At 50.8% G+C, this 24,194-nt stretch carries 34 protein-coding genes; 14 read left to right on the top strand and 20 right to left on the bottom strand.

The features are described 5' to 3' along the window. Positions 1-28: 28 nt before the first annotated feature. The gene (locus tag ACUN8H_RS12700) at positions 29-2,200 is read right to left on the bottom strand and encodes a S8 family peptidase (protein WP_445532452.1); all 2,172 of its coding nucleotides are present in this window, start codon (positions 2,198-2,200) and stop codon (positions 29-31) included. Between the two features lie 502 nt (positions 2,201-2,702). Here ACUN8H_RS12700 and ACUN8H_RS12695 point away from each other — a divergent pair. Together ACUN8H_RS12695 and ACUN8H_RS12690 are read left to right on the top strand one after the other, a co-directional pair. Then, the gene (locus ACUN8H_RS12695) at positions 2,703-3,197 is read left to right on the top strand and encodes a substrate-binding domain-containing protein (RefSeq protein WP_445532451.1); all 495 of its coding nucleotides are present in this window, start codon (positions 2,703-2,705) and stop codon (positions 3,195-3,197) included. Next, positions 3,182-3,793 (top strand): ABC transporter substrate-binding protein, encoded by a 612-nt coding sequence (locus ACUN8H_RS12690; protein WP_445532617.1) that lies wholly within the window; start codon positions 3,182-3,184, stop codon positions 3,791-3,793. The genes ACUN8H_RS12695 and ACUN8H_RS12690 overlap by 16 nt, the downstream gene beginning before the upstream one ends. Here the strand turns inward: ACUN8H_RS12690 and ACUN8H_RS12685 are convergent. Next, the gene (locus tag ACUN8H_RS12685) at positions 3,774-4,286 is read right to left on the bottom strand and encodes an O-acetyl-ADP-ribose deacetylase (RefSeq protein WP_445532450.1); all 513 of its coding nucleotides are present in this window, start codon (positions 4,284-4,286) and stop codon (positions 3,774-3,776) included. The genes ACUN8H_RS12690 and ACUN8H_RS12685 overlap by 20 nt on opposite strands. A 30-nt stretch (positions 4,287-4,316) precedes the next feature. After that, positions 4,317-5,192, bottom strand: coding sequence for a bifunctional transcriptional activator/DNA repair enzyme AdaA (locus tag ACUN8H_RS12680; protein WP_445532449.1), 876 nt, complete (start codon positions 5,190-5,192; stop codon positions 4,317-4,319). Positions 5,193-5,405: 213 nt separating this feature from the next. Here ACUN8H_RS12680 and ACUN8H_RS12675 point away from each other — a divergent pair, with 213 nt between their 5' ends. The 3 genes from ACUN8H_RS12675 (at position 5,406) to ACUN8H_RS12665 (ending at position 7,900) form a co-directional block, all read left to right on the top strand. Then, the gene (locus ACUN8H_RS12675; RefSeq protein WP_445532448.1) at positions 5,406-6,326 is read left to right on the top strand and encodes a glutaminase; all 921 of its coding nucleotides are present in this window, start codon (positions 5,406-5,408) and stop codon (positions 6,324-6,326) included. 145 nt (positions 6,327-6,471) lie between these two features. Then, on the top strand, positions 6,472-7,290 hold the full coding sequence (locus ACUN8H_RS12670; RefSeq protein ID WP_445532447.1) for a DUF1206 domain-containing protein: 819 nt from the start codon (positions 6,472-6,474) through the stop codon (positions 7,288-7,290). A gap of 7 nt (positions 7,291-7,297) precedes the next feature. Next, positions 7,298-7,900, top strand: coding sequence for a YqaA family protein (locus ACUN8H_RS12665; protein WP_445532446.1), 603 nt, complete (start codon positions 7,298-7,300; stop codon positions 7,898-7,900). Between the two features lie 35 nt (positions 7,901-7,935). Here ACUN8H_RS12665 and ACUN8H_RS12660 read toward each other — a convergent pair whose 3' ends face one another. Both ACUN8H_RS12660 and ACUN8H_RS12655 read right to left on the bottom strand, forming a co-directional pair. After that, positions 7,936-8,253, bottom strand: coding sequence for an antibiotic biosynthesis monooxygenase family protein (locus tag ACUN8H_RS12660; RefSeq protein ID WP_445532445.1), 318 nt, complete (start codon positions 8,251-8,253; stop codon positions 7,936-7,938). A 214-nt stretch (positions 8,254-8,467) separates the two neighbouring features. Next, complete coding sequence (locus ACUN8H_RS12655) at positions 8,468-8,875, bottom strand: DUF4019 domain-containing protein (RefSeq protein ID WP_445532444.1); 408 nt, start codon at positions 8,873-8,875, stop codon at positions 8,468-8,470. A 164-nt stretch (positions 8,876-9,039) separates the two neighbouring features. Here ACUN8H_RS12655 and ACUN8H_RS12650 point away from each other — a divergent pair, with 164 nt between their 5' ends. From ACUN8H_RS12650 to ACUN8H_RS12620, 7 genes are all read left to right on the top strand, one after another. Then, a complete protein-coding gene (locus ACUN8H_RS12650) occupies positions 9,040-9,783 on the top strand; it encodes a class I SAM-dependent DNA methyltransferase (RefSeq protein WP_445532443.1) in 744 nt (247 codons plus the stop codon). Between the two features lie 318 nt (positions 9,784-10,101). Then, complete coding sequence (locus ACUN8H_RS12645) at positions 10,102-10,668, top strand: isochorismatase family protein (protein ID WP_445532442.1); 567 nt, start codon at positions 10,102-10,104, stop codon at positions 10,666-10,668. Beyond that, positions 10,661-10,954 carry a hypothetical protein gene (locus ACUN8H_RS12640; protein WP_445532441.1) on the top strand — a complete coding sequence of 98 codons (294 nt, stop codon included), beginning with the start codon at positions 10,661-10,663 and terminating at the stop codon, positions 10,952-10,954. The genes ACUN8H_RS12645 and ACUN8H_RS12640 overlap by 8 nt, the downstream gene beginning before the upstream one ends. 64 nt (positions 10,955-11,018) lie before the next feature. After that, a complete protein-coding gene (locus ACUN8H_RS12635) occupies positions 11,019-11,675 on the top strand; it encodes a GlxA family transcriptional regulator (RefSeq protein ID WP_445532440.1) in 657 nt (218 codons plus the stop codon). A 45-nt stretch (positions 11,676-11,720) separates the two neighbouring features. Beyond that, positions 11,721-12,524 (top strand): helix-turn-helix domain-containing protein, encoded by an 804-nt coding sequence (locus ACUN8H_RS12630; RefSeq protein ID WP_445532439.1) that lies wholly within the window; start codon positions 11,721-11,723, stop codon positions 12,522-12,524. Between the two features lie 52 nt (positions 12,525-12,576). Continuing rightward, positions 12,577-13,032, top strand: coding sequence for a carboxymuconolactone decarboxylase family protein (locus ACUN8H_RS12625; protein ID WP_445532438.1), 456 nt, complete (start codon positions 12,577-12,579; stop codon positions 13,030-13,032). A gap of 45 nt (positions 13,033-13,077) precedes the next feature. Next, entirely contained in the window at positions 13,078-13,284 is a 207-nt protein-coding gene (locus ACUN8H_RS12620; protein WP_445532437.1) for a YrhK family protein, read from the top strand. A 53-nt stretch (positions 13,285-13,337) separates the two neighbouring features. On the opposite strand, the gene ACUN8H_RS12615 is transcribed toward ACUN8H_RS12620, so the two are convergent. From ACUN8H_RS12615 to ACUN8H_RS12575, 9 genes are all read right to left on the bottom strand, one after another. Continuing rightward, positions 13,338-13,607: a putative quinol monooxygenase gene (locus ACUN8H_RS12615; protein WP_445532436.1), complete on the bottom strand. Its 270-nt coding sequence runs from the start codon at positions 13,605-13,607 to the stop codon at positions 13,338-13,340. 24 nt (positions 13,608-13,631) lie between these two features. Continuing rightward, entirely contained in the window at positions 13,632-14,186 is a 555-nt protein-coding gene (locus ACUN8H_RS12610) for a GNAT family N-acetyltransferase (protein ID WP_445532435.1), read from the bottom strand. Between the two features lie 32 nt (positions 14,187-14,218). Next, positions 14,219-14,797 carry a nucleotidyltransferase family protein gene (locus ACUN8H_RS12605; protein ID WP_445532434.1) on the bottom strand — a complete coding sequence of 193 codons (579 nt, stop codon included), beginning with the start codon at positions 14,795-14,797 and terminating at the stop codon, positions 14,219-14,221. Between the two features lie 85 nt (positions 14,798-14,882). Next, entirely contained in the window at positions 14,883-15,257 is a 375-nt protein-coding gene (locus ACUN8H_RS12600; RefSeq protein ID WP_445532616.1) for a GFA family protein, read from the bottom strand. Between the two features lie 193 nt (positions 15,258-15,450). Further along, positions 15,451-15,942: a YehS family protein gene (locus tag ACUN8H_RS12595; protein ID WP_445532433.1), complete on the bottom strand. Its 492-nt coding sequence runs from the start codon at positions 15,940-15,942 to the stop codon at positions 15,451-15,453. Between the two features lie 94 nt (positions 15,943-16,036). After that, entirely contained in the window at positions 16,037-16,459 is a 423-nt protein-coding gene (locus ACUN8H_RS12590) for a tetratricopeptide repeat protein (protein WP_445532432.1), read from the bottom strand. A 128-nt stretch (positions 16,460-16,587) separates the two neighbouring features. Continuing rightward, on the bottom strand, positions 16,588-17,061 hold the full coding sequence (locus tag ACUN8H_RS12585; protein ID WP_445532431.1) for a GFA family protein: 474 nt from the start codon (positions 17,059-17,061) through the stop codon (positions 16,588-16,590). A 63-nt stretch (positions 17,062-17,124) separates the two neighbouring features. After that, the gene (locus tag ACUN8H_RS12580) at positions 17,125-17,550 is read right to left on the bottom strand and encodes an N-acetyltransferase (protein WP_445532430.1); all 426 of its coding nucleotides are present in this window, start codon (positions 17,548-17,550) and stop codon (positions 17,125-17,127) included. Positions 17,551-17,834: 284 nt separating this feature from the next. After that, complete coding sequence (locus ACUN8H_RS12575) at positions 17,835-18,260, bottom strand: VOC family protein (protein WP_445532429.1); 426 nt, start codon at positions 18,258-18,260, stop codon at positions 17,835-17,837. A 100-nt stretch (positions 18,261-18,360) separates the two neighbouring features. On the opposite strand from ACUN8H_RS12575, the gene soxR reads away from it, so the two are divergent. Beyond that, on the top strand, positions 18,361-18,825 hold the full coding sequence (soxR, locus tag ACUN8H_RS12570) for a redox-sensitive transcriptional activator SoxR (protein WP_445532428.1): 465 nt from the start codon (positions 18,361-18,363) through the stop codon (positions 18,823-18,825). A 123-nt stretch (positions 18,826-18,948) separates the two neighbouring features. Beyond that, the gene (locus ACUN8H_RS12565; protein ID WP_445532427.1) at positions 18,949-20,145 is read left to right on the top strand and encodes a DEAD/DEAH box helicase; all 1,197 of its coding nucleotides are present in this window, start codon (positions 18,949-18,951) and stop codon (positions 20,143-20,145) included. 55 nt (positions 20,146-20,200) lie between these two features. On the opposite strand, the gene rho is transcribed toward ACUN8H_RS12565, so the two are convergent. The 6 genes from rho to ACUN8H_RS12535 form a co-directional block, all read right to left on the bottom strand. After that, positions 20,201-21,157, bottom strand: coding sequence for a transcription termination factor Rho (rho, locus tag ACUN8H_RS12560; RefSeq protein ID WP_445532426.1), 957 nt, complete (start codon positions 21,155-21,157; stop codon positions 20,201-20,203). 48 nt (positions 21,158-21,205) lie between these two features. Then, positions 21,206-21,385, bottom strand: coding sequence for a transposase (locus tag ACUN8H_RS12555; protein ID WP_445532425.1), 180 nt, complete (start codon positions 21,383-21,385; stop codon positions 21,206-21,208). Positions 21,386-21,544: 159 nt separating this feature from the next. Further along, positions 21,545-22,039: a hypothetical protein gene (locus ACUN8H_RS12550; RefSeq protein ID WP_445532424.1), complete on the bottom strand. Its 495-nt coding sequence runs from the start codon at positions 22,037-22,039 to the stop codon at positions 21,545-21,547. Positions 22,040-22,117: 78 nt separating this feature from the next. After that, a complete protein-coding gene (locus ACUN8H_RS12545) occupies positions 22,118-22,516 on the bottom strand; it encodes a hypothetical protein (RefSeq protein ID WP_445532423.1) in 399 nt (132 codons plus the stop codon). A 96-nt stretch (positions 22,517-22,612) separates the two neighbouring features. Then, the gene (locus tag ACUN8H_RS12540) at positions 22,613-23,173 is read right to left on the bottom strand and encodes a hypothetical protein (protein WP_445532422.1); all 561 of its coding nucleotides are present in this window, start codon (positions 23,171-23,173) and stop codon (positions 22,613-22,615) included. Positions 23,174-23,194: 21 nt separating this feature from the next. Beyond that, positions 23,195-23,827 (bottom strand): hypothetical protein, encoded by a 633-nt coding sequence (locus ACUN8H_RS12535; protein ID WP_445532421.1) that lies wholly within the window; start codon positions 23,825-23,827, stop codon positions 23,195-23,197. Between the last annotated feature and the right edge of the window lie 367 nt (positions 23,828-24,194).

Below are 24,194 nucleotides of genomic sequence, written 5' to 3'. Positions count from 1 at the left end.
GCCAACTAGGCTGATCGTTAGTGGGCTTTTACCAAGCCACCAGATAGTTCACCATCGCCGCACTGTCTGAGCTGGCGTCAGCGTCGTGATCAGGCTCTAATGTGTGTAGCAAGTTAAACTGCAACTGGCTACGTTCACTCGGTTTGAACGCATAACCCAGCTCAATATCCATTTGTCGCCCAGAGGGTGAGAGTGACACCTCACGGGATTCACGCAACACCTCACCACTTAGCGTGCGGGCAATGGGCACATTCAATTCAGCTGTCGCACTATCAATGCGCAAAGGCTGACGGAGCGTTAACGCCGCACGCTCGTCGCTCTTTTGCCACTGCAAACCCAACGCCATTTCCTGAGCATTGATATCTTTAATTCGTGTTACAAGACCGCTGCCATCAGCATTACCGCGCCCATGTTCAAACTCGGCAAAAGCAGTAAAACCATCGCCCACGTTTGCCTGCAACCCAGCGCCAACAAACGTCATTTGGTTGTGTTCGTCGAAGCCCAGCGCCCCAGAACCGTTAGCGCCTAACAGACCATTTTGCTCCTCTAATCGGCCTATCTGAGTACTCACGCTAATAGCCGGCGTCAGTTGATAGGTCATGCCAATATCAGATCGATTGGCGCTATAGTCGTTGGCAAAACTCATGGTGTCCTCGACGCCACCCGTCCAGTGAGACGCTGAGAGGCTGAATTTATCAGTGACGTCGTAACGTGATTGCACGCCATTAACGTTATCGAACGCCTGGGTAATCACTGCACCAGACTGGAAGGAGATCATTGGCATCATGCCTGAATCCGCATAACCACTCATTGGATCTATTTGATCACCTGCATAGTTAAAAGCCGTCAGGGTGGAATTACCAAACGATCCGTCAAAGCGGCTGCTCAGCACCTCTCCACCATTGTTTGAATGGACCATGAAGCGGTAATTATCCATCTCCATAGCATCTGTTTGGATCGCTTGAGCCGAGCTTATTGACATCCGCTCCATTTGATCACGCAATTGGTTTGCACGTTTCACGCGCTGCTGTGCTTGGTGACCGAAATCCATCCGATAGTCACGACCCAGATTATCAAAAACGGCCACGGCGTCTAACACCCCCGACGCCGCCAATGCATTGCCATAAGCCCCCGAAAGCTGCATAAAAGAGCCTACGGCCGAATCGCCACCGGCTGCCACGCGCTCACCTTGCGGAACGACTAAATCACCTTCTGGGGCAAGTGCAGCGTCAATATCCGCCTCTCCCTGACCAAGATAAAACGCACCACAGTTCACATTGGCAGCAGCGCCGCAGCTGTTCTGCTGAAAAAGCGCACTCGTTTGGCTGGCCGTGTCCAACAGACGCTGGCTTGCCTGCTGGGCACTCAAGTGTGGCCAAAGAGAGATAATGCCCGCCGCATATTCAGAAATGCGCGCGGCCGAAATAGAGGTGCCTTGCGCGCCAACCGTTTGATTAACATAGTCGGTCGCTATCGCACGCTCCTGCAACCTAACGTCATCACCCGGGTAGCTGCTGGAAGGGTGAATATTGCCATCCGAGCCGGTACCTACGGCTATCAACATCATGCTGTAGAGATCAGGATGGCTGGCATAAATCGGCCGTCCTTGGGTATCGATTGCAGCGCCATCGTTCCCCGCACTGATTACATAAACAGCGCCTTTACCGTCATTGGCGCTTACAACTCTTTGGTAAGATTCTGCTGAGGTTACACCGTTAAAGGATAGACGCGGATCACTGGCTAAAAAACGCTGAGAAAAACTGGCATTAATCACACGAGCGCCACGCTGGGCCGCTACGCCAATAGCATAATCAAGCACGCTACTAAGTGTGACACCGTCTTTCTCGACCTTAAGCAAGTCCAGGCGCGCCCTACCCAGCTCATCACCGGTGATGACTGAGGAGACCACGTTACCATGCCATTCATTGCCGCCGCTGACATCGCTGCCACCTGTGTGCACATTCAGGCTATCTATCACACGCTCGCTATTTGTAATCGCGGCAATATCAAAGCCGCTATCGGCGACGGCGACGCGCACATCTACGGGCCCCACAGGCGTTACGCTAGTCGACGTTGCGCCTTTAGGGGGTAAGGTCGAAGGAGTGCTACTTACACCGCCCCCACCGGAACTACACCCTGCCAAGGCGATACTCGCCAACACTGACGTCACCGCCAAAAATAACGGTCGACTGTCATGCATGGTGGGCGCCCTTTATACATTCATTAATGTGCATATTGCAGAATAGCTCGCTTAAAAACATCAGGTAAAGAAATGCATTCAATACTAAGAAAGGAAAAACAATTAACCAGAAAGCTAGTGTTTTATTAGCCAATTCTGCCAATAGTCACCAGCACTTTTTGCGAACAGATTTAAGCCATTAACTTTAAATAGAATTACTAAAAAAATGTGCTAAAAACGTATTTTATTCAAACATTTATAATACATTAAACTTTAATTTAGCTTAATCTAATTAAGAAGGTTTTCGGTTAACTCAATCAAGAGTGCTTCCCGCTCCCTGCCTGGCAAAGCTTGCAGGTGTTTCTAGGGCAACCGCAGCACGCGCTAACGGCTATTCATTGCTGGTAACGACCAGTGAGTATGCTGCCTATCGCGAAAGCGAGATTGTCGAAGAGATGCTCCGTCAACGTGTCGATGGCCTTGTTCTCACCGTCGCCGATGCGGGAAATAGGGCCGTGCTAGAATGGAAACCACGCCCTGCCTGCTGGTCTACAACCCACCTGGCCAGAGCGGCTTCGCTTCAATCGGGGCCGATAATTACACCGCAGGCGCTGACGCCACCCGGCACTTACTTGCCTTAGGCCATCAGCGAATCGGCATGGTGGCGGGCCCTTTATTGCAGTCAGACCGTGCCAAACAGTGCTATGCGGGTTATTGCCATGCCATGCGTGACGCGGGTTTTAAGCCTCCCCCAGTAACTGAAATGGAGCGTCATACCCAGGCAGACCTGACCAGCTTAGCACCAGAGTTACAAGGCACTGATGCGCTCACGGGCGTGATCTGTACCAACGATTTGCTCGCCATCAGCCTGATGGGCGAATTGCAGCGGACCGGTTTTAAGGTGCCGGAAGATCTTTCCGTCATGGGCTTTGATGGGATTGCCTTGGGCAAACACCTCTATCCGTCTTTATGCACTATTGAGCAGCCGCGCATAGGGATGAGATTCCTGAAGGGCTGAAAGACCCCGAAGGCAACTGGTTCGCCATTCATTCCGGCACTCTCGGTTTTATGGTTAACGTCGATGCGTTGGACTGCGCCCCGGTGCCCACCTCCTGGGAAGACCTGCTGAAACCTGAGTACCAGGGAATGGTTGGCTACCTTGACCCCGCTAGCGCCTTTGTCGGCTACGTGGGTGCGGTCGCCGTTAACTTAGCGATACTTGCAGAAAAGCCCGCAAAACCGACCTTGGTAATGGTGCACCACCATCCGTTTATTAGCGGTATCGACCATATGGATAGCCAGCCGCTGATAAATCCAAACGCTTTTGCTGAGGTAATAAGCAAACACGCCCAGGTAGAGCGCGTGCTCTGTGGCCACCTGCACCGTTCGGTTCAAGCCCGCTTTGCTAACACATTAGCCATTAGCTGCCCTGGCGTTTCCCATCAGGTTAGCCTGGATTTGACCCGGAATGGCCCCTCCCGCTTTCAACTTGAGCCACCCGGCTATTTGCTGCATCAGTGGTCGAAGGCGAATGGCATGATCACTCACCAAGGGCTTATCGACCACTACCCCGGCTCTTTCCCCTTTTACGACGCTAATGGGTTGATTGACTAAGGCACGCTTGATACACCGCCAAATCATCAGCCGAAAAACAGCAGAAGGTGACCGACTCAACGCTGGTGTGCTTACTCAGCTCCGCTTTAACCGTGGCGACAGCTATCGCCGCGGCTTGATGAATGGGAAAACGGTACACACCGGTGCTAATGCTTGGGAAAGCCACTGTGCCAGCATTGACGCTAGCGGCTAACGCTAACGACTGCCGATAACAGGAGGCCAGCAGTGCCTCCTCATCTCGGCCCCCACCCTGCCAAACCGGGCCCACCGTATGAATCACGTAGCGGGCTGGCAACTTAAAACCTTCCGTTAGCTTGGCACTACCTGTTGCACAGCCGCCCAATCGCCGGCACGCCGCCAGCAGCTCAGGCCCTGCGGCACGATGAATCGCGCCATCGACACCACCACCGCCGAGCAATGAAGTGTTGGCAGCATTAACGATGGCATCGACCTCTAGGCAAGTAATATCCGCTTGAATTGCCTCAATGTGCATAAAAACCTCTTTGTTCACTAGGTTATGGCGTTAATGAGCGATCCCTTTCTTTGACGCTGTAGCACCCTCTGACATCACAGCACTCAATTGGGCCAGCTCCCAGGCTTGCACCATCTGCTTTTTCTCAACTCCCCACCGATACCCCCCCAATGCGCCGCTTTGCTGTATCACCCGGTGGCAGGGTATCCACAGTGCAATCGGGTTAGCGCCGACAGCATTACCAACCGCACGGGAAGATTTTGGCGCGCCCAGTGCCCTCGCGATATGAGCGTAGCTGGCCAGTTGACCTTCCGGAATCGTTAACAGCGCCCGCCATACTGCAATTTGAAAGTTAGTACCGGTCACATGCAAAGACAAAGCGGACGCCCCCACTTCAGCCTTTGCAAATAACGCATCCACCGCGTAACGGGTGACCTCTGGCGCATGCTGCAACGTGCTGCGTGGCCACTCAATGGCAAGCCGCTCCTGCAGTGCTTCTGAACTGGTGGTATCGACAAAGCCCATGCGGCAGATTCCGCGAGGTGTGGCCGCCACAAACATACGACCCAAAGGCGTTTCGTGAACAGCGTACTGAATGTTTACCCCTTCGCCATGGCGCTTATACTCGCCGGGCGTGACAGCCTCTAACTGAACAAAGTGATCATAAAGCCGCGAGCCACCACTGAGCCCTAAGGTATGGGCAATATCCAGCAGCGAGACAGAGGCGTGCATCAACTGTTTGCCTCGCTCTAATGTCAGCACTTGCAAAAACCGCTTGGGACTAATGCCCACATAACGAGCAAAAAGTCGCTGGAAGTGAAAGGCACTCAAATGAACGTGTGCCGCTACCTTTTCTAACGTAGGCTGCTCGGCCGCCTGGGCGACCATAAAAGCCATGGCTTTTTCAATGCGCTCATAATCGCTCATTCTTCTCTCTCTTAGCGCCGAGTTGGAGACTATTTCAGGGGATTATTCATTAGCCTAAGCGCTTAAGGCATCACTGCCGACCCGAATCTTGCGCAATGCCTAGTGAACCGGTGCTGGCTGTTTTAAGCTGATTAATAGCTACTGCAAAAAGACACGCCGTCTATTTTCCGCTAGGGTGAGGCCCCGCCACCATCGACGGTACACGGCAAGCGTATGCAAGATTTAATCAATGACATTGCGACCACCATGGCAAAGGCCGAAGCGCGAGGCAAAGTCGCCGACTATATTCCAGAGCTCGGTCACGTGGATCCCCAGCAGTTTGCCATTTCGCTAGCCACCGTCGATGGCAAGAGGTACTCAGCGGGTTGCGCCACCACCCCTTTCTCGATTCAGAGTATTTCAAAAGTCTTTACGTTGACCATAGCGCTAGGCCAGATGGGCGACTCCCTGTGGCGAAAAGTGGGGCGCGAACCGTCTGGCGACCCTTTTAACTCTATCGTGCAGCTCGAACACGAAAGTGGCAAACCGCGAAACCCCTTTATCAATGCAGGCGCCATTGCGGTGGTGGATGCGATCATGATGGGCCACGAGCCCAAAGAGACGCTGGGCGAAATTCTGCGCTTTGTGCGCTATGTCGCTGATGACGACAGTATCTGCTTTGACCATGCGGTGGCCGCTTCCGAAATGGCGCATCGCGATCGCAACGCGTCACTGGCGCATTTCATGAAAGCGTTTGGCCATCTTCGTCACGATGTCGATAAGGTGTTGGGCACTTATTTCCATCAGTGCGCCATTGCCATGAGCTGCGAACAGCTCGCCCATGCGGGACTTTTTTTGGCCTCGGATGGCGTCAACAAACCCAGCGGCATTCGCGTAGTGGCTCCCCAGCGGGCCAGGCGTATCAATTCATTGATGATGATGTGTGGGCACTACGACGCCTCTGGCGAGTTCGCCTTTCGCGTAGGCCTACCCGGCAAAAGCGGCGTAGGCGGCGGCATACTCGCCATCGCCCCAGGCCACGGTGCCATCGCGGTTTGGTCGCCGGGCCTGGATGCCTACGGCAACAGTTTACTGGGTACCCAGGCGCTTGAAATGTTTGTTCAGCGCACCGGATGGTCGGTATTTGGGCACTAACGCATACGACTTTGTACTCAATGCCCTTTTAAGCCCATGACACTGGACAATAGCACAGCACACGCACAGTATGGGCCGCCGATGCGCTCTGCATCAGCTAACTTGCATAGGGATTCGCAACGCCACCATTCGTCAGGAGGACACCATGGCCAACACTATGAAAAACCCCGACCATCGCGATGCCATTACCGTTTTAGCCCGCATGGGATACGCCTCCCGAGGCATTGTGTATGTATTGGTGGGCGGCCTTGCGGCACTGGCAGTCTTTGGGCAAGGCGGTCAAACCGAAGGCAGCCGAGGGGCATTAGAAAGAGTCCTCGTAGCACCTTTTGGGAAAGTACTCTTAGGCATCATCGCTATTGGCTTGATCGGTTACTCGATTTGGCGAACCATTCAGGCAGTTAAAGATGCTGATCACCATGGCACGGACGTTAAAGGTATCGCCATTCGTGCAGGTTTATTGGTCAGCGCCATTACGCATATTCTGTTGGCCTTTTTTGCCGCTAGCCTTATTTTCCAGTTTGGCGGTTCTTCGGGTGGTTCCGGCGGTGATTCACAGAGCATGATCGGCTGGTTGATGCAACAGCCTTTCGGGCGTTGGCTGGTAGGCGGTGTCGGCTTAGCCATGATTGGCGCCGGTATCGCTCATGCGGTTAAAGGTTATAAGGCCAAGTTTCATAAACACTTCGCCATGCCAGCCCATACGCAAAAATGGGCTTACCCCGTCTGCCGTTTTGGGTTAGTGATTCGTGGCGTTGTCTTTGTCATTTTAGGGTGCCTCTTTCTAATTGCGGCCTACCATTTTAATCCGGACCAAGCAGGTGGTACGGGTGAAGTCTTTAGCACACTGCGAAACCAAGTTTATGGCCAGTGGCTGCTGGCAATTGTTGCTATCGGCCTATTCGCGTTTGGCCTTTACAGCCTGCTAGCGGCTGTTTATCGCCGCATTAATCCTAAAATGTAGCGAACCAATGGCCATCACAACCAAGCGAACCAGAGTGTGGTTTGAGCGTATCAATGGCTCTAAAAATATGCTGTGGTTACTCGGCACCCTCTCGTTTCTTGAAACCATCATTTTACCCATTCCGATCGAATTGGTGTTGATCCCGTTGATGGCTGCCAATAAACAGCGTATCTGGCTACTGGCGACAGTGACGACAGCAGGCTGCCTTATTGCATCGCTGGTCGGCTACGGCGTGGGCATGCTGCTTTTTCAGTCGATTGGCACTTGGTTTATCGAGTTTATGGGGATGCAAAACAGCTACCAAGCGTTCCAGACTTTTTTTGAGCAGTATGGTTTTATTGCCATCCTCTGTATCGGGATACTGCCTATCCCGTTTCAAGTCGCGATGATTACCGCAGGGCTCTCAGGCTACCCTATTTTGCTCTTCGTGCTAGCAGCGTTAATGGCACGCGGTGTGCGTTATTTTGGCCTTGCTTGGCTCGTTCACCGCTTTGGCCATCGGGTATTGGTGCTCTGGAAACGACACGCCTTGGTCACCAGCTTGGTAGCCGGGGTGTTTGTATTAATGTTAGCGCTGGGAATGCAGGCCTTGGCGACGCTGATTGTTTAATGAGCGTAATAGCAATGAGGTAAGCTAACACAAGCCTAGATACCGTAATCTCGCTCCACCTTAGCAATGCGGGTCTTGAAGTGCTGGTACCACTGCTTGTGGCCTAAACGCTGGGCGTGCAGATGTTCCGCGTGGGCTTTCCATGCTTTGATGGCGGCAAGGTCGGACCAATAGGACACCGTTACGCCGACCTCATTACGGGCTGACTCGACGCCTAAAAACCCAGGTTGCTGGGCAGCAAGTTCGACCATCCTGGCAGCCATGGCGTCGTAGCCATCGTCTACATCGGTGCGTAATGAGGTAAAAATAACTGCGTAGTAAGGCGGCTCAGGGGTAGCGGCGATAAGGGACATGGCGTCTCTGAATTCTTAGGTCAGTGTGCTGTAAAGCATATCCCATGAAATAAAAAATGTATTCAGCGCACAAACTGCCAAAGATCGCTGAGCGTCTTACTTTCAGCGGTTAAACACCGAATTATGGCGTCATCCGATGGTTGGCTAACGCTTAAAACTTTAAAGCCTGCATGATGCTTTATCAGGCTTTAGGCTGACGTTTGAAGGATGTGCGTTAATTGATGTAGTAGCCGCTTACCCGCCAAGCGCCCTCTTCTAAATGCGGCGTGATGGTTTCAGTAATTTGTGGCTTGTTTTCAAACTGGGTCTGGAACGTAAACACCGCATAGTCACCAATAGGTGCCCCAGGCATGGACGTCTCAAGAATGACGCGGACTCGCCGCCGCGACTCAACCGCTCCAAAGTCACGCCGGGCAGCATTGACCGTACGGGCCAGCATACTGGAGGAAAGGGGCACCTGCAGTATGCTGGAAGAGGTTTCCCAAGCTTGCTCAAACTGGCCGCTATCGATGGCTTCCAGCCACGCCAGCACCGCTGCTTCAGCTTCATCGGTCTGTGAATGCGCGCTAGCAGAGAAAAAGTACAGCAGGATAGCAGCAATAAGCGGCATTAATTTTGGCATGGCTAACTCTTAGGCAGTTCAAGGCATTCGTGCGTCTTAATTAATTATCGGACGCGCGCGCTTTTTCTTTAGCGTTAATCCTGCCCATGGCCAACGCTTCTCAAACTTATGCCGCTCGTTTACTATGCGCCACCCAATCTCTCCAGCCCCACCTTTAGGCAACTATGTCCGTCAACGCACTCTATACCGACCTTTCAGGCTACTACGACTTGATGTGTGTCGATATCGACTATCAAGCGCAAAGCAACGCCATTCGTCGTTTTCATCAGCTTTTCGGTAACGACGGCACCACTCATTTGGATCTCGCCTGCGGTACCGGCCCCCACGTGCGCCACTTTATTGATTTTGGCTACGCCAGTGCCGGGCTGGATATCAACCAGCCGATGCTGGATATCGCCGCGACGCGCTGCCCAGAGGCACACTTTTCGTTGCAGGATATGAGCAGCTTTGAAGTCAGCGAGCCGCTGGATTTAATCACCTGTTTTTTATACTCGATTCATTACAGCGACGGGATTGAGAAGCTAGATGGGTGTATGTCAAGCGCGCATCGCGCGCTCAAGTCTGGCGGAATTTTCTGTTTTAACGCGGTTGATAAAGACAAAATCGATAACGGCTTATCGGTTAAACACAGCGCCAAACAAGCAGACGATACATTCACGTTCCGCTCGGGCTGGCACTACAGTGGGCAGGGTGAAAAGCAGTCGCTTAGGCTAAGCATTGAAAAAGCCAACGCGGAAGGAACACAGCTATGGAGCGACGAACACCCCATGGTAGCGGTGAGCTTTGCAAAACTAAACACCCTACTGACGCCTTACTTCGAGGTTCATGTGTTTGAACATAACTACGAGACAATCATTCCATGGGATAACACCTCAGGAAACGCTATTTTTGTCTGTGTGAAGAAATAAACCCTACTTGCTCATGCAAATCACCCTCCGCCGTGCTGCCCGTTAGGCTCTGTCTGAAAACTGGCTGCGCTCGACCATACGGCGTTAAAAATCGGCTCGTGCGCGAGTCCGATCAAAGTACTCATTTACAACACGTAAACTCCGTCTTTTCGCCGATTTTTGCCTTGTCTGGCCTTCGCTCTCCGACTTTTCAGACAAAGCCTAGAATACATTGGCCACACATGGCCGAAATTGCCCCCTTTATGACCGGTCAACGCGTCGTTGGCAGAATGCGTAATAGCTAATCTGTAACCTCACTTCAACACAATGAGATTAGCCATGAACCAGCCTAAAACCGCATTGTTATTAATTGATGTTCAAGCCTCCTTTCCAGCCCGTGATTACTGGGTAGAGTCACTGGCTCAGGCGTGGCGCCCCAAGCAGCGTGCGGTGCTAAACGCAGCCCAGTCCAACGATATACCGGTTGTGCGAATTCTGCATGAAGCACCTGGCAGCCAAGGGGCTTTCGACCCTGATGGTGGCCTCATTCGTCCGCTTGATGACTTTAACGATGAAGTAGCGGAGACCTTCCATAAACGTGCGCATAACGCGTTCAGCGATACCTCACTAGAAAGCTGGTTACAGGAACGAGGCATTGAACGGCTGGCGATTAGCGGTATTCGTACCGAGCAATGCTGCGAAACCACCGCACGCGTGGCGTCGGATTTAGGGTTTAGCGTCGACTTTATCAGCGATGCTACCCTAACGTTTCCCATGACACGCCACGGCATCACCTGGTCAGCAGATGATATTAAGACGCGCACCGAACTGGTACTTGAAGACCGCTTTGCGCGTATTATCAGCACACAAGACATGATCAACGAATGGCAAAACCCACGTGAGTGAAGAGCAACACAATAGCCAACCGCCATCCACAAGAGCCACCACTTTGCGGGTGGCGGTATTGATGATGCCCGGCCAGGTGCCACTTGATTTGATTGGCCCGCTACAGGTCTTGCAGTGTGCAGATAGGCTTTCGATAGATGTTCAGGTGCGCTATATCGGCCCCAAAATGGCCATGCAGTGGCTAGGGCCGCTAACCCTTAGCGGCATTGATCCCTTACCTGAACAGCTTCCTACTCAAGATTTACTGCTGATCCCTGGCCAATACCGCAATAGCCTTGAACCTTGAGCCATTAGCGCAGCAAGAGTGTGTTGCTTGGCTCAAGGCGAATGCCCACTGTGCGGATACGCTAATGACTGTTTGCTCGGGCACGTTATTACTGGCGGACGCTGGCCTGTTAGAGGGGCGGCGCTGTACCACCCACTACGCGCTAATCGAGCAGTTACAAGCCAAAGCCCCACAAGCAAAAGTACAAAGTGATTGTATCTTTACCGAGGACGGGCGCTATTTAACCAGCGCAGGGATTTCAACCGGCATTGATACCATGCTGTACTGGCTTACCCGTGCTTGTGGCCATTCACTGGCCTTGGCGGTAGCGCGCGAGATGGTGCTGTATCTTCGTCGCAGTGGTCAGGAGCCTCAACTGGGAGCCTGGCTTGAGGGCCGCAATCATGTGGATGAACGGCTGCATCGCGTTCAAGATGCAATATGTGCCGCCCCTTCGCAAACCTGGCGTGTCGAAACATTGGCGACTCAGGCAGCCATGAGCGAGCGTCATTTTCGGCGCCAATTCAAAAATCTCACAGGCATGCTGGTGGGCGACTACATTATGGGGTTACGCCTGCAGCGAGCCAAAGCGTTAATGACCGAAACGACATGGATGCTAGCACGCATCGCCGAAGCGTCCGGATTCGGCGATGAGCGGCAGCTAAGGCGCAACTGGGCTCGCCAGGAAAAAGCGCCGCCTAGTGCATGGCGGCGGTCCAGCTCCCAGACGCTGCGAAATTGAGTTAATGTGAGCCATCATTAAAAAAACATACCATTGGTTGACGCCATGACCGAATTCATCTTTCCAAGCAACGCTAACGATCTTAATTTTCGGCATCGTCTGCCTGATAAACGCTTAGCCCCATGGATTCAGTGCCTTTGGTCAATGGGTGGCTCAGGGCATCTCACCGATCCCCGAACCGAAAAGTTCTACCCAGATGCGGGTGCTAGCCTCAGCATCAAGCTCACCAGCTCCCGCCCCGTCATCACGCTCTGTTTCAACAAAACCACGTTGATAGAGACACTCGACACCACCGCACCCTGTCTGGGCATTCGTTTTAAGGCAGCCGGCGCCCACTGCTTGCTGGGTTTGCTACCCGAAGCATTCACAGATACACACTACCGTTTGGAGAACGAGCTTGAACCACTAGGATTGCAAGGATTAATGCCCGTGGCAGAGCGCCTCTACCAGTTGGACTCACAACAGGGGTTACGCCTGCTGGAAACATGGTTGTTAGATCGACTAAAGAGCCAGCTTCCTACCACCAGCCGTATCACGACGATTGTTCAAGCCATTGGAGAGCTACAGCTTCCACCTCAACAGTTAGGTACCACGCTAGGGTTTACCAGACGTACCCTGGAGCGCAAATTAAAACGCGAGGTGGGCGTTACCCCAGGGCAATTAGTCGCCTATGCCCGGCTAAACCGTGCCCGCCACGGGCTGCTTGCAACCACACTGCCTCTAGCGGAAATAGCGCTACAATGCGGCTACTATGACCAAGCTCACTTCACCCACGCCTTCCAATCCCTTGCCTATGAAACGCCCGCCGCCTATCGAAAACGCAAACTGTCGCAAATTTACAAGGCGTAAAAAAACCTCGACGTTAAGCTGAGCCCTCAACTTACTCATCGAGGTCACCCACATGTCTACTCGTATTTCGCAACAGTCAGTGTATCGCCTTGTCCCACGCCTAGCTAAACACCTGACTGCCTTAGGCAATGTAGCTTCAGGCTCACCGGTTAATCGCTCGATCATTCACTTAGTCAACCTGCGTGTTTCGCAAATTAATCACTGCTGCTTTTGTCAGCACATGCATTCGCAAGAGGCTAGAGACGACGGCGAGCACCAGGTGCGCCTGGACGTGTTGCCTGCTTGGCGTGAAGCTCCCTGCTTCAGCACACAAGAGCGCGCCGCGCTCGCCTGGGCAGAAGCACTAACCCTTATCAGCCAGCAAGCTGTGAGTGACAGCGACTATCAAAGCGCACTAGATGCGTTTGGCGAGCAGGGGCTAATTGATCTCACTGCCATCATTGTTCAAATCAACAGCTGGAATCGGATATCGGTAGGCTTTCAGTTTTCACCGGACATCACTATTTAAGCCCAGTGAAGCAATTGAAATTAATATTGCAGATAAGGAAATAAAATGAACAGTGAGACAACGCAGTGTCAACAACTACCCAACCTACTTGGTCTCTTATCAAGCTTATTTTTCTTCTTTGGCAGTCTTTTATTTCTTCCCGCTTTTGCAAGCTATGCAACCGTAGGCGTATGGTGCTTTGTCATGGGCTCGCTGATCATGTTTATTATTTACGTAATAAGCATGAAAAGTAGTGGTGAGAAGAGGGCTTAATTGATTCAACACTGCACGTTGATATAGCCGCTGGGGTTTAGCTACCTAGCGGCTTACTGGCTGTAATGTCTTTCAACATTGGCTGAGACCTTCCCCCAAGCGGAAGCTTTCACTCTAGCCTGATGAAACGCAAAAGATTCTCGGTCAACAAACGCCTCATACACATCGAATCGATAAGGATTTGTAGCGCATTGAACAACCTCAAAAAAGAGGCAGCCTAGCTCCGCCAGGGTTAAGCGCTTATGGTTAATGAGCTCCGTTTTAACGGCGTCCAGATCCTGTTCAGGGACGATAATAAACCCTTTCAGTATGACCTTTGGCACTAAACCTTCCTCGGTGCATAACTATTAAACACTTTTCGCGTTCACAGTATCGTTTTGTGATGCACTCCACTGCTGTGACGTTAACCGGTACAGCCTCCCTGGGCGGCCATGAAATTCAAGGGTGTCGAAAGTAGAACCCCCTGCCTTCTCTGCGACCTTCAGTGACCCAATATTCTCAGGCTCAATAATAACCACTACCGACGATAGCTGTTTTTGATTAAATGCATCATGGAGTACCGCGTGCACTGCCTCAGACGCAAGTCCTTTGTTCCAGTACCGTTTGGCCAGCCGGTAGCCTAGACCAATCTCCTCAATACCATTTACCTCTTCGGGACTAACACCACAAAAGCCGACAAGCTTGCCGGAACCCTTCTCTACTAAAGCCCACGGCCCGATACGGTGAGTTGCATAGTTCTCCAAGCACCATTCAATAAACCGCCGCGTCGCCGCTTCATCGCAAACGCCTCGGATCGAGTATTCCATCACCTCAGGATCGCTGAGGATAGTGGTCAACTCAGGCACATCATCTAGGGATAATGTCCGTATAAATAGCCTTTCCGTTTCGCAAATTTGCACCATTTCCTCCTTGCTGATGATGCTCTCGGTAAGCGCTAGCCCCGAACACAATCGATTGTCGGGGGAATTACCTTATTGACAATCGATCTAGGCCAGGTTTGCAGCCACCGTTTGCTATATATGCGGGCCTCAAAATCTGCTCGCTTTGGCCTTTTGGGATTTAATGTGATGGTATAGTCAAACAGTGGCTTAACACCAAAGGGAGCCACAATAATGACTTCTCCATCATCAGCCAACGAAGCGCCTACGGCAGTCTCTACTTCAACCCAGAAACTCATGGCATCTTCAGTTGAAGTATACGGACAGTCCATATTCCTCTCGTGCATTCTTGCCTGGTTCTTTACCGACCACGGGAGCTTCGAAGCGTCCCTTAACTCGCCTTCAATTTCCCGATCACGAGAATCGTTCATATCTTGTTGATCGAAGTAAATTAAATCAATGTCGTTTAGCGGCGTACTCGATGAGAAGTCATGTAGCTTGTCCCACACCAAATTCCTAACGAATCCAGCGACGAGACACCAATCCGGCAGTTCCTGAGCAGCCGCTATAGTAAGCGCCTCCATCCGCACCGGATCGTTCTTCACCCAAAGTTTGATCACTGCTTCATGATCCATCTGAATGCCTTACTCGTATGGCTGTCTTTAGCTATGAAGCTGCGGAGAACCAACCAAACCATAATTACGCCTTCCTTATCCACTGCTATTGATCAGATTCATGGTTGATACCGTCGCTAACCGGCAAATCGTCCAAGTCAAAGGGGTTAACATCTTCCAAACACCCGACATTGAATCCATACACATCAGGGTTCGAGCGCGTTTGATGATGGGTGTAGATACCGCAGTTCGAGCAGAAGTAGTGCTTTGCGACGCCCGAATTGAACTGGTATAGCTTTAAATGCTCAGCGCCGCGGAGAACGCGCAGGCCGCTCAACGGCACATAGGCCATAACAGCGCCTTTGCGCCTGCAAATAGAGCAGTTACACCGTTTCGGGTCGATAAGCCCTTCAGGCAAATCAAGTTCGAGCTCCACTATGCCGCAGTGACACGCCGCCCTGTGCTTAGGTTGAATTTTCACCCTGCCTACTTGCCTGCTCACAAGCCTTTTCTCCTTTGCCGATCCTCGCTGGGCCCTTATCGGCCTCAACGTTTTATAAAAGCAGCTACCAGATGTGGGTGCAGTTCAATGAAAAGATCAAGTGTGGCGAAGAAGCTGAAAATTCAACGATGGCTCCAATTCTTTTGATCTCGTTGAAGCCTAAGTTATGAACTCAGGACTCAGTGCTTGAGCTAGAAGCATCCTGATTTGGCCGCAATTGAAGCTGGATACCGAGCAAAAAATTGCGCAGCACCTGATCTTTGCACTCGCGATAATTCTTATGGCTCGGCTTGCGGAAAAAGGCGCTTAACTCATGATTGCTAATGCGGAAGCCAGCCAGCTCAAACGCTGCCAAAATATCGTCAGCTTTTAAATTGAGCGCGATGCGCAGCTTCTGGAAAACCATATTGTTGTTCAGCTGCGCTTCTGGCGCAGGCGGCGGGCCTTCGCGCTTGCCACGCTTGTAACTAATGAAGCCGTTCAAAAACGCCGCTAGCTCTTTGTTTTTCATGGTGACAAAGGCGTCGTCTTCATCTTTTTTTAGCCATGCCGTGACTTGCTCTTGAGCCACACTCACCTCTGCCAAGGCGAAAATATCCACGATAGAGCTGTCTTTCAAATCGAAGGCGTAACGTATGCGGCGGAAAATATCGTTATTCGTCAAAATCGTATCCCTAGTCTTAGGCAAACCCAGCACAATCAGGCGTTATGTGCGTGTATGTAGTTTTAATTGATCATTAAGATCAGTAGTTTGAACACTAACCGTTCGTCAGCTTCTCAAGCAGTTCATCGATTTCCATTTTAAGCTCGCCGTCTTCAATCTTATTGGCAGTGACTTGGGCCTTTTTAAGATTGTTGATCGCCGCGTCGGTCTGGCCCAGCTCAATCTGCAGCTTCGCCATGGAAAAGGCGATGGATGACATGTGGTCTTTCGAGTTCACTGCCACGGCTTTTTCAAAGGTTTTTTCGTAAACGGCCAGCGCCTCATCGAGCTCTTCCGTAAAGTCAGCCAGCGTTTCCCACTGTTCTGGATGATCCTTATCGCTGTTCTCGTTTTCGGTGCAGATCGCTTCCAACTGCGCATAAAGCGCATCGAAAGCCTCTCTATCCTCTTTGTCGGCAGCCTTCATGAGTTTTTCAGCGAGTTCGTAAACCGCTTTGTATATTTTAGTGTTAATCATGAACGACTACCCTTTTCTTTAGTAAAACCTGTCACAAGCAAAAAACCTGCTAACCATGAACGTTCGCAAAGCAGCCACTCCATCGTAGCCGTGAGCATTATACCCTTTGCGGATGGTGCTACGGGCGTTCATTTTTCGGTTTTTGAGTAGGACGTTAATAAGATTAAATTGGAGCGGCAATGCTGCAGTGCTTGGTTAAATGATTCCAAATCATCAGGGCCACCATCCAACCGAACACAACTATCAGACTCTTGCGCCCATGAAGCCGATGAAGATAAAAGAAGATGAACAGTCACTTGAGATGCCGTCGCTTCATCAAGTAAACCTGCTGGAATCCATATCAAATCAGTGTCTCTCAGTTTATTGGGCACCGGGCTACCGCATACCAAGCAAAAGTCACTTCGATAGCCTGTTGGCTTTTGAAAAGAGCGGATGTTGGACTGGCCAAACAACCAACGAAAAGTCTGTACCTCCACAAACGTGGCAGCGTTAGCAGTAGACCCAGTCGCTTTGCGACACAGGGAACAATGGCATTGATAGATGTTTGGTAGCTCACCCTCAATTTCAAACGCCACTTCTCCGCAAAGACATTCACCTTTCATCGAACGCTCCTTTGGTCAGTAATATAAGCGTCCAACAAACAAACACTTTACCGCTATGCATGCTTAACAGTAATGCTCCATGATGAACTCAGGCTGGCCAGTTTGTTCGTCAATCTGCTCATTTAATGAAATGAAGCCATGCTTCTTATAAAAACTGATGCTGGGGGTATTCTGACTGTAAACGCTGAGCTGCAAACACGTCCGTCGGCTCTTGGCATCATCAATCAACGCTGACCCTATTCCTTTCCCCTGCAAGCTTGGCGACACAAAAACGGCCGCCAACGTACTGCCATAGAGGCAGTAAAACCCTGCTATTTGCTCATCAACTTCATAAACAAAGGTCTCCGATGCGGGGATATACAGTTCGCGCATTTCGCTAACTTTTGACTGCCAATAATCTGATCCAACAAAAAAGTGAGCTTTAATCGATGCTGAAAGCCAGATATCCAAAATGTGTTCAATATCCGCCTCTCGATATTCTCGAATCATCTAGATGTTCCTAATGAGGGTCATCGGCGCCAAAGGCGTTACTGAAAAGCTGTCTGGCCCTGGAATAGATTTGCACTGGCACCAGGGCTAGGCAGCTTCATCAAATAAGGCGGTAATGCATTGCCTTCCGTAGGGTTAATCTGTTGCTTCCAGCAGGTGAAGTGGCTGCTTTCAACGCCTACCGAAATAAAAACGGGATATTAACAGATTATTCAAAAATATTTTGAAGTGCGGAAAATCTAAATGTATGGCAGGCCAGCCCCCGCTGGGGGCTGACCTGCGTCTCACTGGCTATCTTGATTTAAATTCCGCTCGGCCGGGATGTCGCTCAGGTACTCGACAAACTCCACTTCAAAACCTGCTGGATCGACAAAATAGACATTTTTGCGAAACGGCTCCGTCGCGCCGGGTTTGGTGATGGCATAGCCCGCGTTATTTAACCGGGCAACCACGGCATCCAGGTTATCGGTCACATAAGCAAAATGGGCCAGCCCAACGCTGTGACCTTTCAGATCGCGGTTGGCCCCTTCGCCGTGATCGCTTAACGCCAAGTAATGCTCATCGTCACCAAAATGCACCCATTTTCGAGGTTTGCCATACCACTCGCCATGGCCTTCATCGCGCACCCGCCAGTGCGGGAATACGGCGCGATAAAAATCTAACATGGCAGCTATATCGTCAACGACTAGATTCACGTGTTCTAAGTACATCAGTGTCTCCTTGCATTAAGTGAAATAGCAGGATAAAACCTCAACTTAACTTGAGGTAAAGCTATTTTGGAAAAAAAACACAACGATTCAGGAGAGCGTGATGGCAGAAGCAGTTTGGAGTGTTGGCAAGGTGGCCAAGCGCTGCGGCATCAACGTCAGCACCCTGCACTTTTACGAGCAGCAAGGTCTGATTCAAAGCTGGCGCAATGCGGGAAACCAGCGTCGCTACAAGCCAGAAGTGCTCAGGCGTATTTCGGTGATCAAGGCCGCGCAGAAAGTGGGCGTTAGCTTGGAAGAGATCAAACGAGCTTTTGAATCGTTGCCCGATAACCGCACGCCGACGGTGGAAGACTGGCAACAGCTTTCAAAAAATTGGCAACAGATGCTTGATGGCCGGATTGCTTATCTGCAAAAGCTACGCGATAACCTGACAGGCTGTATCGGCTGTGGTTGCCTGAGCATGACCAATTGCCCGCTCTATAACCCGGATGACAAGCTGGCGGCATTAGGCAGCGGCCCTGTCTTGCTGGATCAGGCCGAGCACCGGGCCAAGGTGGATCGATAGACTGTTTAAGGATGGGATTCTATCGCCTTAATCAGCCTCCGCATCGGCGGCCGACTGCTTTTACTTTATACTGCCTCATCTTTTATTTTCGAAAAACCTTACGACACTCTGTCAGGGCGGCTTATGCCATTTGCAAAACTAGGATTATCCCCTCCTCTTGTTCAAGCGATTACTGAACTAGGTTACCAAACGCCAACGCCCATCCAGGAACAAGCGATTCCTGCCATCCTTTCGGGTAACGACTTAATCGCTACCGCACAAACAGGCACAGGCAAAACCGCTGCTTTTGTGCTGCCGCTGTTAGAACGGTTCAGCAACGCGGGCACGTTACGCGGCAAACGCATACGTGCGCTGATTCTCGTGCCGACCCGTGAGTTAGCGGTTCAGGTCGAAGCCAGTGTGGCGCAATACGCTAAGCACACGCAGTTAACCTCAATGGCGATGTATGGCGGGGTGGATACCGCAGCGCAAAAAGAGCGCCTAATCGAAGGGGTGGATATTCTGGTCGCCACGCCGGGCAGATTGCTTGATTTGGCTCATCAGCGTGCGCTGCACTTTGATGAACTGAAAGCCATGGTATTGGACGAAGCGGACAGAATGGTCGACATGGGGTTTGTCGACGATATCAAGAAAATCATCGATCGCCTGCCTGAACACCGTCAGAACCTACTGTTTTCGGCCACCATCACAGACGACGTACGGGCGCTGGCCTACGATTTCTCCGATAGCAAGATGACCGATCTCGCGGCTGAAATATCGATTACTCCCAACATCCGCGCCGCCGCTAATGTCAAACAATGGCTAATCACCGTCGATAAAGACACGAAATCCGCCTTGTTGAGCCACTTGATCAACGAACAACAGTGGGATCAGGCGCTTATTTTTACCGAGAAAAAACACAATGCGGCCAAGCTCGTTGCTCAACTGGAAAAACGCGGCATCACAGCGGATTCCATTCATGGCGATAGAAGCCAAGCAATGCGCGAAAAGATTTTGGCTCAGTTCAAATCTGGTGAGCTAAAGTACTTGGTTGCCACGGGGGTTGCCGCGCGGGGTTTGGATATTGGTGAACTAAGCCGCGTAGTGAATTACGATTTACCCTTTAAGCCAGAAGAGTACATCCACCGCATTGGCCGAACCGGCCGAGCGGGTGCCTCAGGCGAAGCCATCTCTTTGGTCGACATGAGCGACTTTAAAAACCTTTGTGCCATTGAAAGACGCTTAAGAAGTATTATTGAGCGCAAAGAGGTTGCAGGTTTTCCAGTTCGAAAAGCAGTACCTGAATCAAACTTGAATTTCAGCAAACAAAGCAATCGTTAATACGTACCAAGAAGCTCATCTCTTAAAAAAGGTGGGCTTCTTTATTAACGATATTTCACGAATCCGGTAAAAACGCATCCAATAGTTTGGCATTAGTGGGATATTTATCCAATAACGCAAGCAGCTTCTGCGCGCCCTCTACTGGCTTAAGCGTAGTCAAACCTCTACGCAGTGTCCTAACTTTTTCAATATCTTTGGCATCAATCAACAGCTCTTCGCGACGGGTACTGCTTTTGGTAATATCGATTGCCGGGAAAAGCCGTTGATTGGCCACATCCCGGGATAACACGAGTTCCATATTGCCCGTGCCTTTGAACTCCTCGAAAATCACCTGATCCATACGGCTTCCCGTATCCACCAGTACGGTGGCCAGAATCGTGAGCGAGCCGCCGTTTTCGATCTTTCGCGCAGCGCCAAACAGCTTTCGGGGGATTTCCATCGCGCGGCTGTCCAGCCCGCCCGACATCGTACGGCCATTGCCACGCTGCTCGGCATTATGAACGCGCGAGAGCCTCGTCAAAGAATCGATCACAATCATCACATTATGACCTTCGCCAGCTTGCTTACGCGCCGTCGCAAGCAGCTTATCGGCCATACGTACATGGTGTGTGTAGCTTTCGTCTGAAGACGATGCATGGACTTCTGCCGATACACTGCGCTTAAAATCGGTGACTTCTTCAGGGCGCTCATCAATCAGCAAGGCATACAGCTTTATTTCAGGATGCGCTTCTGCCACGGCCTGACAGATATGTTTCAACATCGTCGTTTTGCCAGAGCCTGGCGGCGCCACAATTAACCCACGCTGCCCCATCCCAATGGGCGTAATTAAATCCAGCGCTCGCACAGTTCGCTGCTGAGAACCAGGCTCTAAATAAATTCGTGGGGAAGGATGAATAGCGACGCCATTTAAAAAACGTTTTTCGGGATCATTTGAAAACTGATCTTCAACTTCGTCGGCGGGCTTGGCATCTGTCTCTCTTTTCACCTTCAAACCTAGTGTTTTTCTCGTCATAATATTGATGGATCGCCTTGAATAAACTGAATTAAAAGAATAACTGCATCATACGGCCAGCCGACTGGGCGCATCGTTGCGGCACTTGGCATGGAAAACGGATAAGTTTGACTTATGCTCAATCAGATAACACACCGCGTGCTCAAAGGTACTGGGTTGGAGCAGATTATAGTAGTGGATCACCACCATGGGGATCTGATTGTGATTATCAGGCTTGAAGCGTGGCATCCTGGCCACTCCTAGCCTGGTTTCTCGATCTACCAAAACTTAGGCGTAAGCGGTTTTTTTCTGCAGAATCAACGCCCGCAATATGCGGCCGGAGTGAAGGCGCGCAGTGCCGTAACTAATGATCGTCCACAGCTTGCCGTAGCGCACATAATTGCAATGTTAAGTGTGTTGGTCATTGCTTCGCCCGCCATTAAAATACCTGTCCCACTCTTCCATACATTCCTGCGCAAGCTGAAAGCAGCATTCTTCTCCTCGCTCGGTCTTAATAGTGGCTTTGGCTAAAGTGGCCTTCGCATCTCTATCATTTGGTCCTACGTCAACAATCAAATGGAGATCGAACGGGCCAAGCGGGGCATTGCTCCTTTTGTGAGTGACCTCATATTTCTTCTTGCTGTCGCGTAGCACCTTATGTTTCAGGCGGTTACATATATCCGCAGAAATTCTTAAGGCTTGACTATTTTTTATATATTTCTCAACATCAGAAGCCTGCTCATATTCTGCGCTTTCTTTAATCCAGTCTTTTAAGTGATAACAAATCTCGAAAAAAGAAAACAGTTCAAACTCGACGTTTCCACCAAACTCAGGGTAAATACCTTCTTTAATCTTCCTGAGCTTCCTATGCTGATATTCAAGCCTTGCGAACTGATAGTTCACTCTGACCCCCTAACGATTAAGATAAGGGCGGGCTTTAGCCCGTCCCAGTGAATTAAGACAGCAATTTCAGCACATTTTTTAGATGCTTAACTTCATGGCGAAGGTGAAGATAAGATCGCCATAAGCAGCTATTAATGTGCCAAAGACGACAAATGCATGTGCAGCGAATACGATCTTCTTTTTTAACGGGCGCGGCTCGAATATTGCCGGTGAACCAATACAACTTGCCCACTTCGTTGAAGTGATGTCCAACCTGCGCATAAGAGCGCTGTTACGATACTCAAGTATCGCTCCTGTTAAGACCATGAGCGCCCCTGAACGCATGAACCAGTTGGTTTCCGGGTGAGCAAACTGAAGAAAAATCGATGCGGCAATAGTCACGAAAAGTACAAAAATAATGAGGAGGTCTGGAGTAGTATCTCGTAATTTATTACCAGGAATCCAATCTACAACATGATGCTCATCCTGGGATCCCATACAGTATCTCCTTAGAAATCTAACGCCGCTCAGCATGCGCGGCTACGAAATGAAAGGCGAAGCCGCAGTGTAGTAGACGTCGCATGACTGGCCTGGTTAGGCTTTGAATCCAGGTGGAATATCCCAAAGCTGCACCTCAATATAGAGCTCAAAATCTGTTTCCCAATAGCGCTCATAAGGAACCACATAATCATTCTCAGGAATTCCAAATCGCGTAACAAGCTCATTAATCTCACTGAGCAAAAACACATGATTAAAGTAAGGCTTGTCGTCTCGGGATAACGCAATAAAGCTATCCGGGTAGGTTAAAGACGTTGTTTCAAGGTCAAGCTCCGACAGGAGTATTTTTAGCCCACTTTGGTTAGCATTCAGATCACGAAACCAAGGAGATTCCCCAAGCACCAGATAAAAGGGGTGTCGCCGGGGTGGTTTACCCCCTCGTGCAACGAAGAGTTCACGCAACCTAGCTTCGACCTCTCTTCGGACTTCAATATAGTTGCTGCCGTAGCGCCGTCGATAGCCAGATTCACGCTGATGGCGCGTCAGAAGATCTAGGAAGACGGGATCTTCAGAGCCCGCCGGAAGTTCGGAGAGTCTCCGAAACGGACCAATCTCAGTTAAATAGTAGTGGGTAGCAAATTTAGGGTGTTTTATCATGGTGTTGCCTAACGTGAAAGCTCAGCCGCGAATGCTTGAGCGGGCAAGGTACGGAAGCAGGGCCTTCTCTCCATCCTCTCTTGCATCCGCGATTTTTCTGGAGAGTTCGTCATCTTTGCCCGGCGGCAAGGAAATACGCTTTTTTGCTTCAATAACCTCTGGGTCGTCAGGAAGCGGCGCTCCATCCTTGGGCTGAAGCAGATCAAGGTACTCGTTAACAAGGTTGATCAGATCGATTGTCAGGTAGTTGAACGGCAGAAATGCCTTATAGACTTTCGATCCGAGAAGAACTCGTGCCGACAGGAGCGCTGCAAGGTATTCGTCGGATACCTTCTCGAAGTCATCAAGACGCTTATAGTAAGCTTCCCAATCCGCAATTCGCCAACGTTCGGCAGCCGTGGTGTTCCGTATATCTTCAGCCGAAAATACTTTCTGCTCCCGTGGGGATAGCGGCGACCTAAGGCGGCCACATTCTCGCCAAATACGATGACTAGACCTGACCAGTTCCTTCGCAGCGGTGAAGTGTTCTTTGCCAGCCAACTCCCGCTTCCAGGTGCGCAAACCGGAGATGGCAACGAATGCCGTTGCGACGGCTGCCAGCGCTAACGTGGAGTCCTTAACTAGCGGGACCCACACTCGAAACTCATCTAGCACATGGACCTCCCAGCTAACGCTCGGCACAGCAGCGTATTTTAATTCGGTGGAGCGAAGCGAAGCCGGATTTAAATGCCTCCGACTGCTGCCGCTTGTTAACTGCTTTTGAATGTAATTGCCAGCCCAGCTACAACTAATGATGCAATGGCTGTCACCCAAGGACCAACTGCTGCAATCTTATTACTCCTTTCCTCTGCAGATTTTGAAATTACAAAATCAAGTAGTTTGGTAAGGTACTCTCGACGTCACCCCATCTTCAGTAGCAGCTAGGTTTAGAGTCAGAAGTAACTTTATCGTGTTTTATCACCAGTTGCTCGGCATAGGCTGAAGGTGTCAGCCCACCAAGACTTTTCTTCGGTCTTTCTTC

The organism is Vreelandella sp. V005 (assembly GCF_052645115.1).
This window is presented reverse-complemented; position numbering and strand designations above follow the sequence as displayed.

Excerpts from the sequence above, each read along its gene's own strand:
- ACUN8H_RS12655 (WP_445532444.1), bottom strand. The coding sequence starts at position 8,875 with ATGCCAAAATTAATGCCGCTTATTGCTGCTATCCTGCTGTACTTTTTC.
- ACUN8H_RS12695 (WP_445532451.1), top strand. The coding sequence starts at position 2,703 with ATGGAAACCACGCCCTGCCTGCTGGTCTACAACCCACCTGGCCAGAGC.
- ACUN8H_RS12585 (WP_445532431.1), bottom strand. The coding sequence starts at position 17,061 with ATGAAAGGTGAATGTCTTTGCGGAGAAGTGGCGTTTGAAATTGAGGGT.
- ACUN8H_RS12605 (WP_445532434.1), bottom strand. The coding sequence starts at position 14,797 with ATGGATCATGAAGCAGTGATCAAACTTTGGGTGAAGAACGATCCGGTG.
- ACUN8H_RS12645 (WP_445532442.1), top strand. The coding sequence starts at position 10,102 with ATGAACCAGCCTAAAACCGCATTGTTATTAATTGATGTTCAAGCCTCC.
- ACUN8H_RS12665 (WP_445532446.1), top strand. The coding sequence starts at position 7,298 with ATGGCCATCACAACCAAGCGAACCAGAGTGTGGTTTGAGCGTATCAAT.
- ACUN8H_RS12685 (WP_445532450.1), bottom strand. The coding sequence starts at position 4,286 with ATGCACATTGAGGCAATTCAAGCGGATATTACTTGCCTAGAGGTCGAT.
- ACUN8H_RS12625 (WP_445532438.1), top strand. The coding sequence starts at position 12,577 with ATGTCTACTCGTATTTCGCAACAGTCAGTGTATCGCCTTGTCCCACGC.
- ACUN8H_RS12660 (WP_445532445.1), bottom strand. The coding sequence starts at position 8,253 with ATGTCCCTTATCGCCGCTACCCCTGAGCCGCCTTACTACGCAGTTATT.
- ACUN8H_RS12610 (WP_445532435.1), bottom strand. The coding sequence starts at position 14,186 with ATGGTGCAAATTTGCGAAACGGAAAGGCTATTTATACGGACATTATCC.
- ACUN8H_RS12620 (WP_445532437.1), top strand. The coding sequence starts at position 13,078 with ATGAACAGTGAGACAACGCAGTGTCAACAACTACCCAACCTACTTGGT.
- rho (WP_445532426.1), bottom strand. The coding sequence starts at position 21,157 with ATGACGAGAAAAACACTAGGTTTGAAGGTGAAAAGAGAGACAGATGCC.
- ACUN8H_RS12580 (WP_445532430.1), bottom strand. The coding sequence starts at position 17,550 with ATGATTCGAGAATATCGAGAGGCGGATATTGAACACATTTTGGATATC.
- ACUN8H_RS12675 (WP_445532448.1), top strand. The coding sequence starts at position 5,406 with ATGCAAGATTTAATCAATGACATTGCGACCACCATGGCAAAGGCCGAA.
- ACUN8H_RS12540 (WP_445532422.1), bottom strand. The coding sequence starts at position 23,173 with ATGATAAAACACCCTAAATTTGCTACCCACTACTATTTAACTGAGATT.
- ACUN8H_RS12680 (WP_445532449.1), bottom strand. The coding sequence starts at position 5,192 with ATGAGCGATTATGAGCGCATTGAAAAAGCCATGGCTTTTATGGTCGCC.
- ACUN8H_RS12555 (WP_445532425.1), bottom strand. The coding sequence starts at position 21,385 with ATGCCACGCTTCAAGCCTGATAATCACAATCAGATCCCCATGGTGGTG.
- ACUN8H_RS12575 (WP_445532429.1), bottom strand. The coding sequence starts at position 18,260 with ATGTACTTAGAACACGTGAATCTAGTCGTTGACGATATAGCTGCCATG.
- ACUN8H_RS12545 (WP_445532423.1), bottom strand. The coding sequence starts at position 22,516 with ATGGGATCCCAGGATGAGCATCATGTTGTAGATTGGATTCCTGGTAAT.
- ACUN8H_RS12590 (WP_445532432.1), bottom strand. The coding sequence starts at position 16,459 with ATGATTAACACTAAAATATACAAAGCGGTTTACGAACTCGCTGAAAAA.
- ACUN8H_RS12670 (WP_445532447.1), top strand. The coding sequence starts at position 6,472 with ATGGCCAACACTATGAAAAACCCCGACCATCGCGATGCCATTACCGTT.
- ACUN8H_RS12630 (WP_445532439.1), top strand. The coding sequence starts at position 11,721 with ATGACCGAATTCATCTTTCCAAGCAACGCTAACGATCTTAATTTTCGG.
- ACUN8H_RS12565 (WP_445532427.1), top strand. The coding sequence starts at position 18,949 with ATGCCATTTGCAAAACTAGGATTATCCCCTCCTCTTGTTCAAGCGATT.
- ACUN8H_RS12650 (WP_445532443.1), top strand. The coding sequence starts at position 9,040 with ATGTCCGTCAACGCACTCTATACCGACCTTTCAGGCTACTACGACTTG.
- ACUN8H_RS12635 (WP_445532440.1), top strand. The coding sequence starts at position 11,019 with ATGACTGTTTGCTCGGGCACGTTATTACTGGCGGACGCTGGCCTGTTA.
- ACUN8H_RS12700 (WP_445532452.1), bottom strand. The coding sequence starts at position 2,200 with ATGCATGACAGTCGACCGTTATTTTTGGCGGTGACGTCAGTGTTGGCG.
- soxR (WP_445532428.1), top strand. The coding sequence starts at position 18,361 with ATGGCAGAAGCAGTTTGGAGTGTTGGCAAGGTGGCCAAGCGCTGCGGC.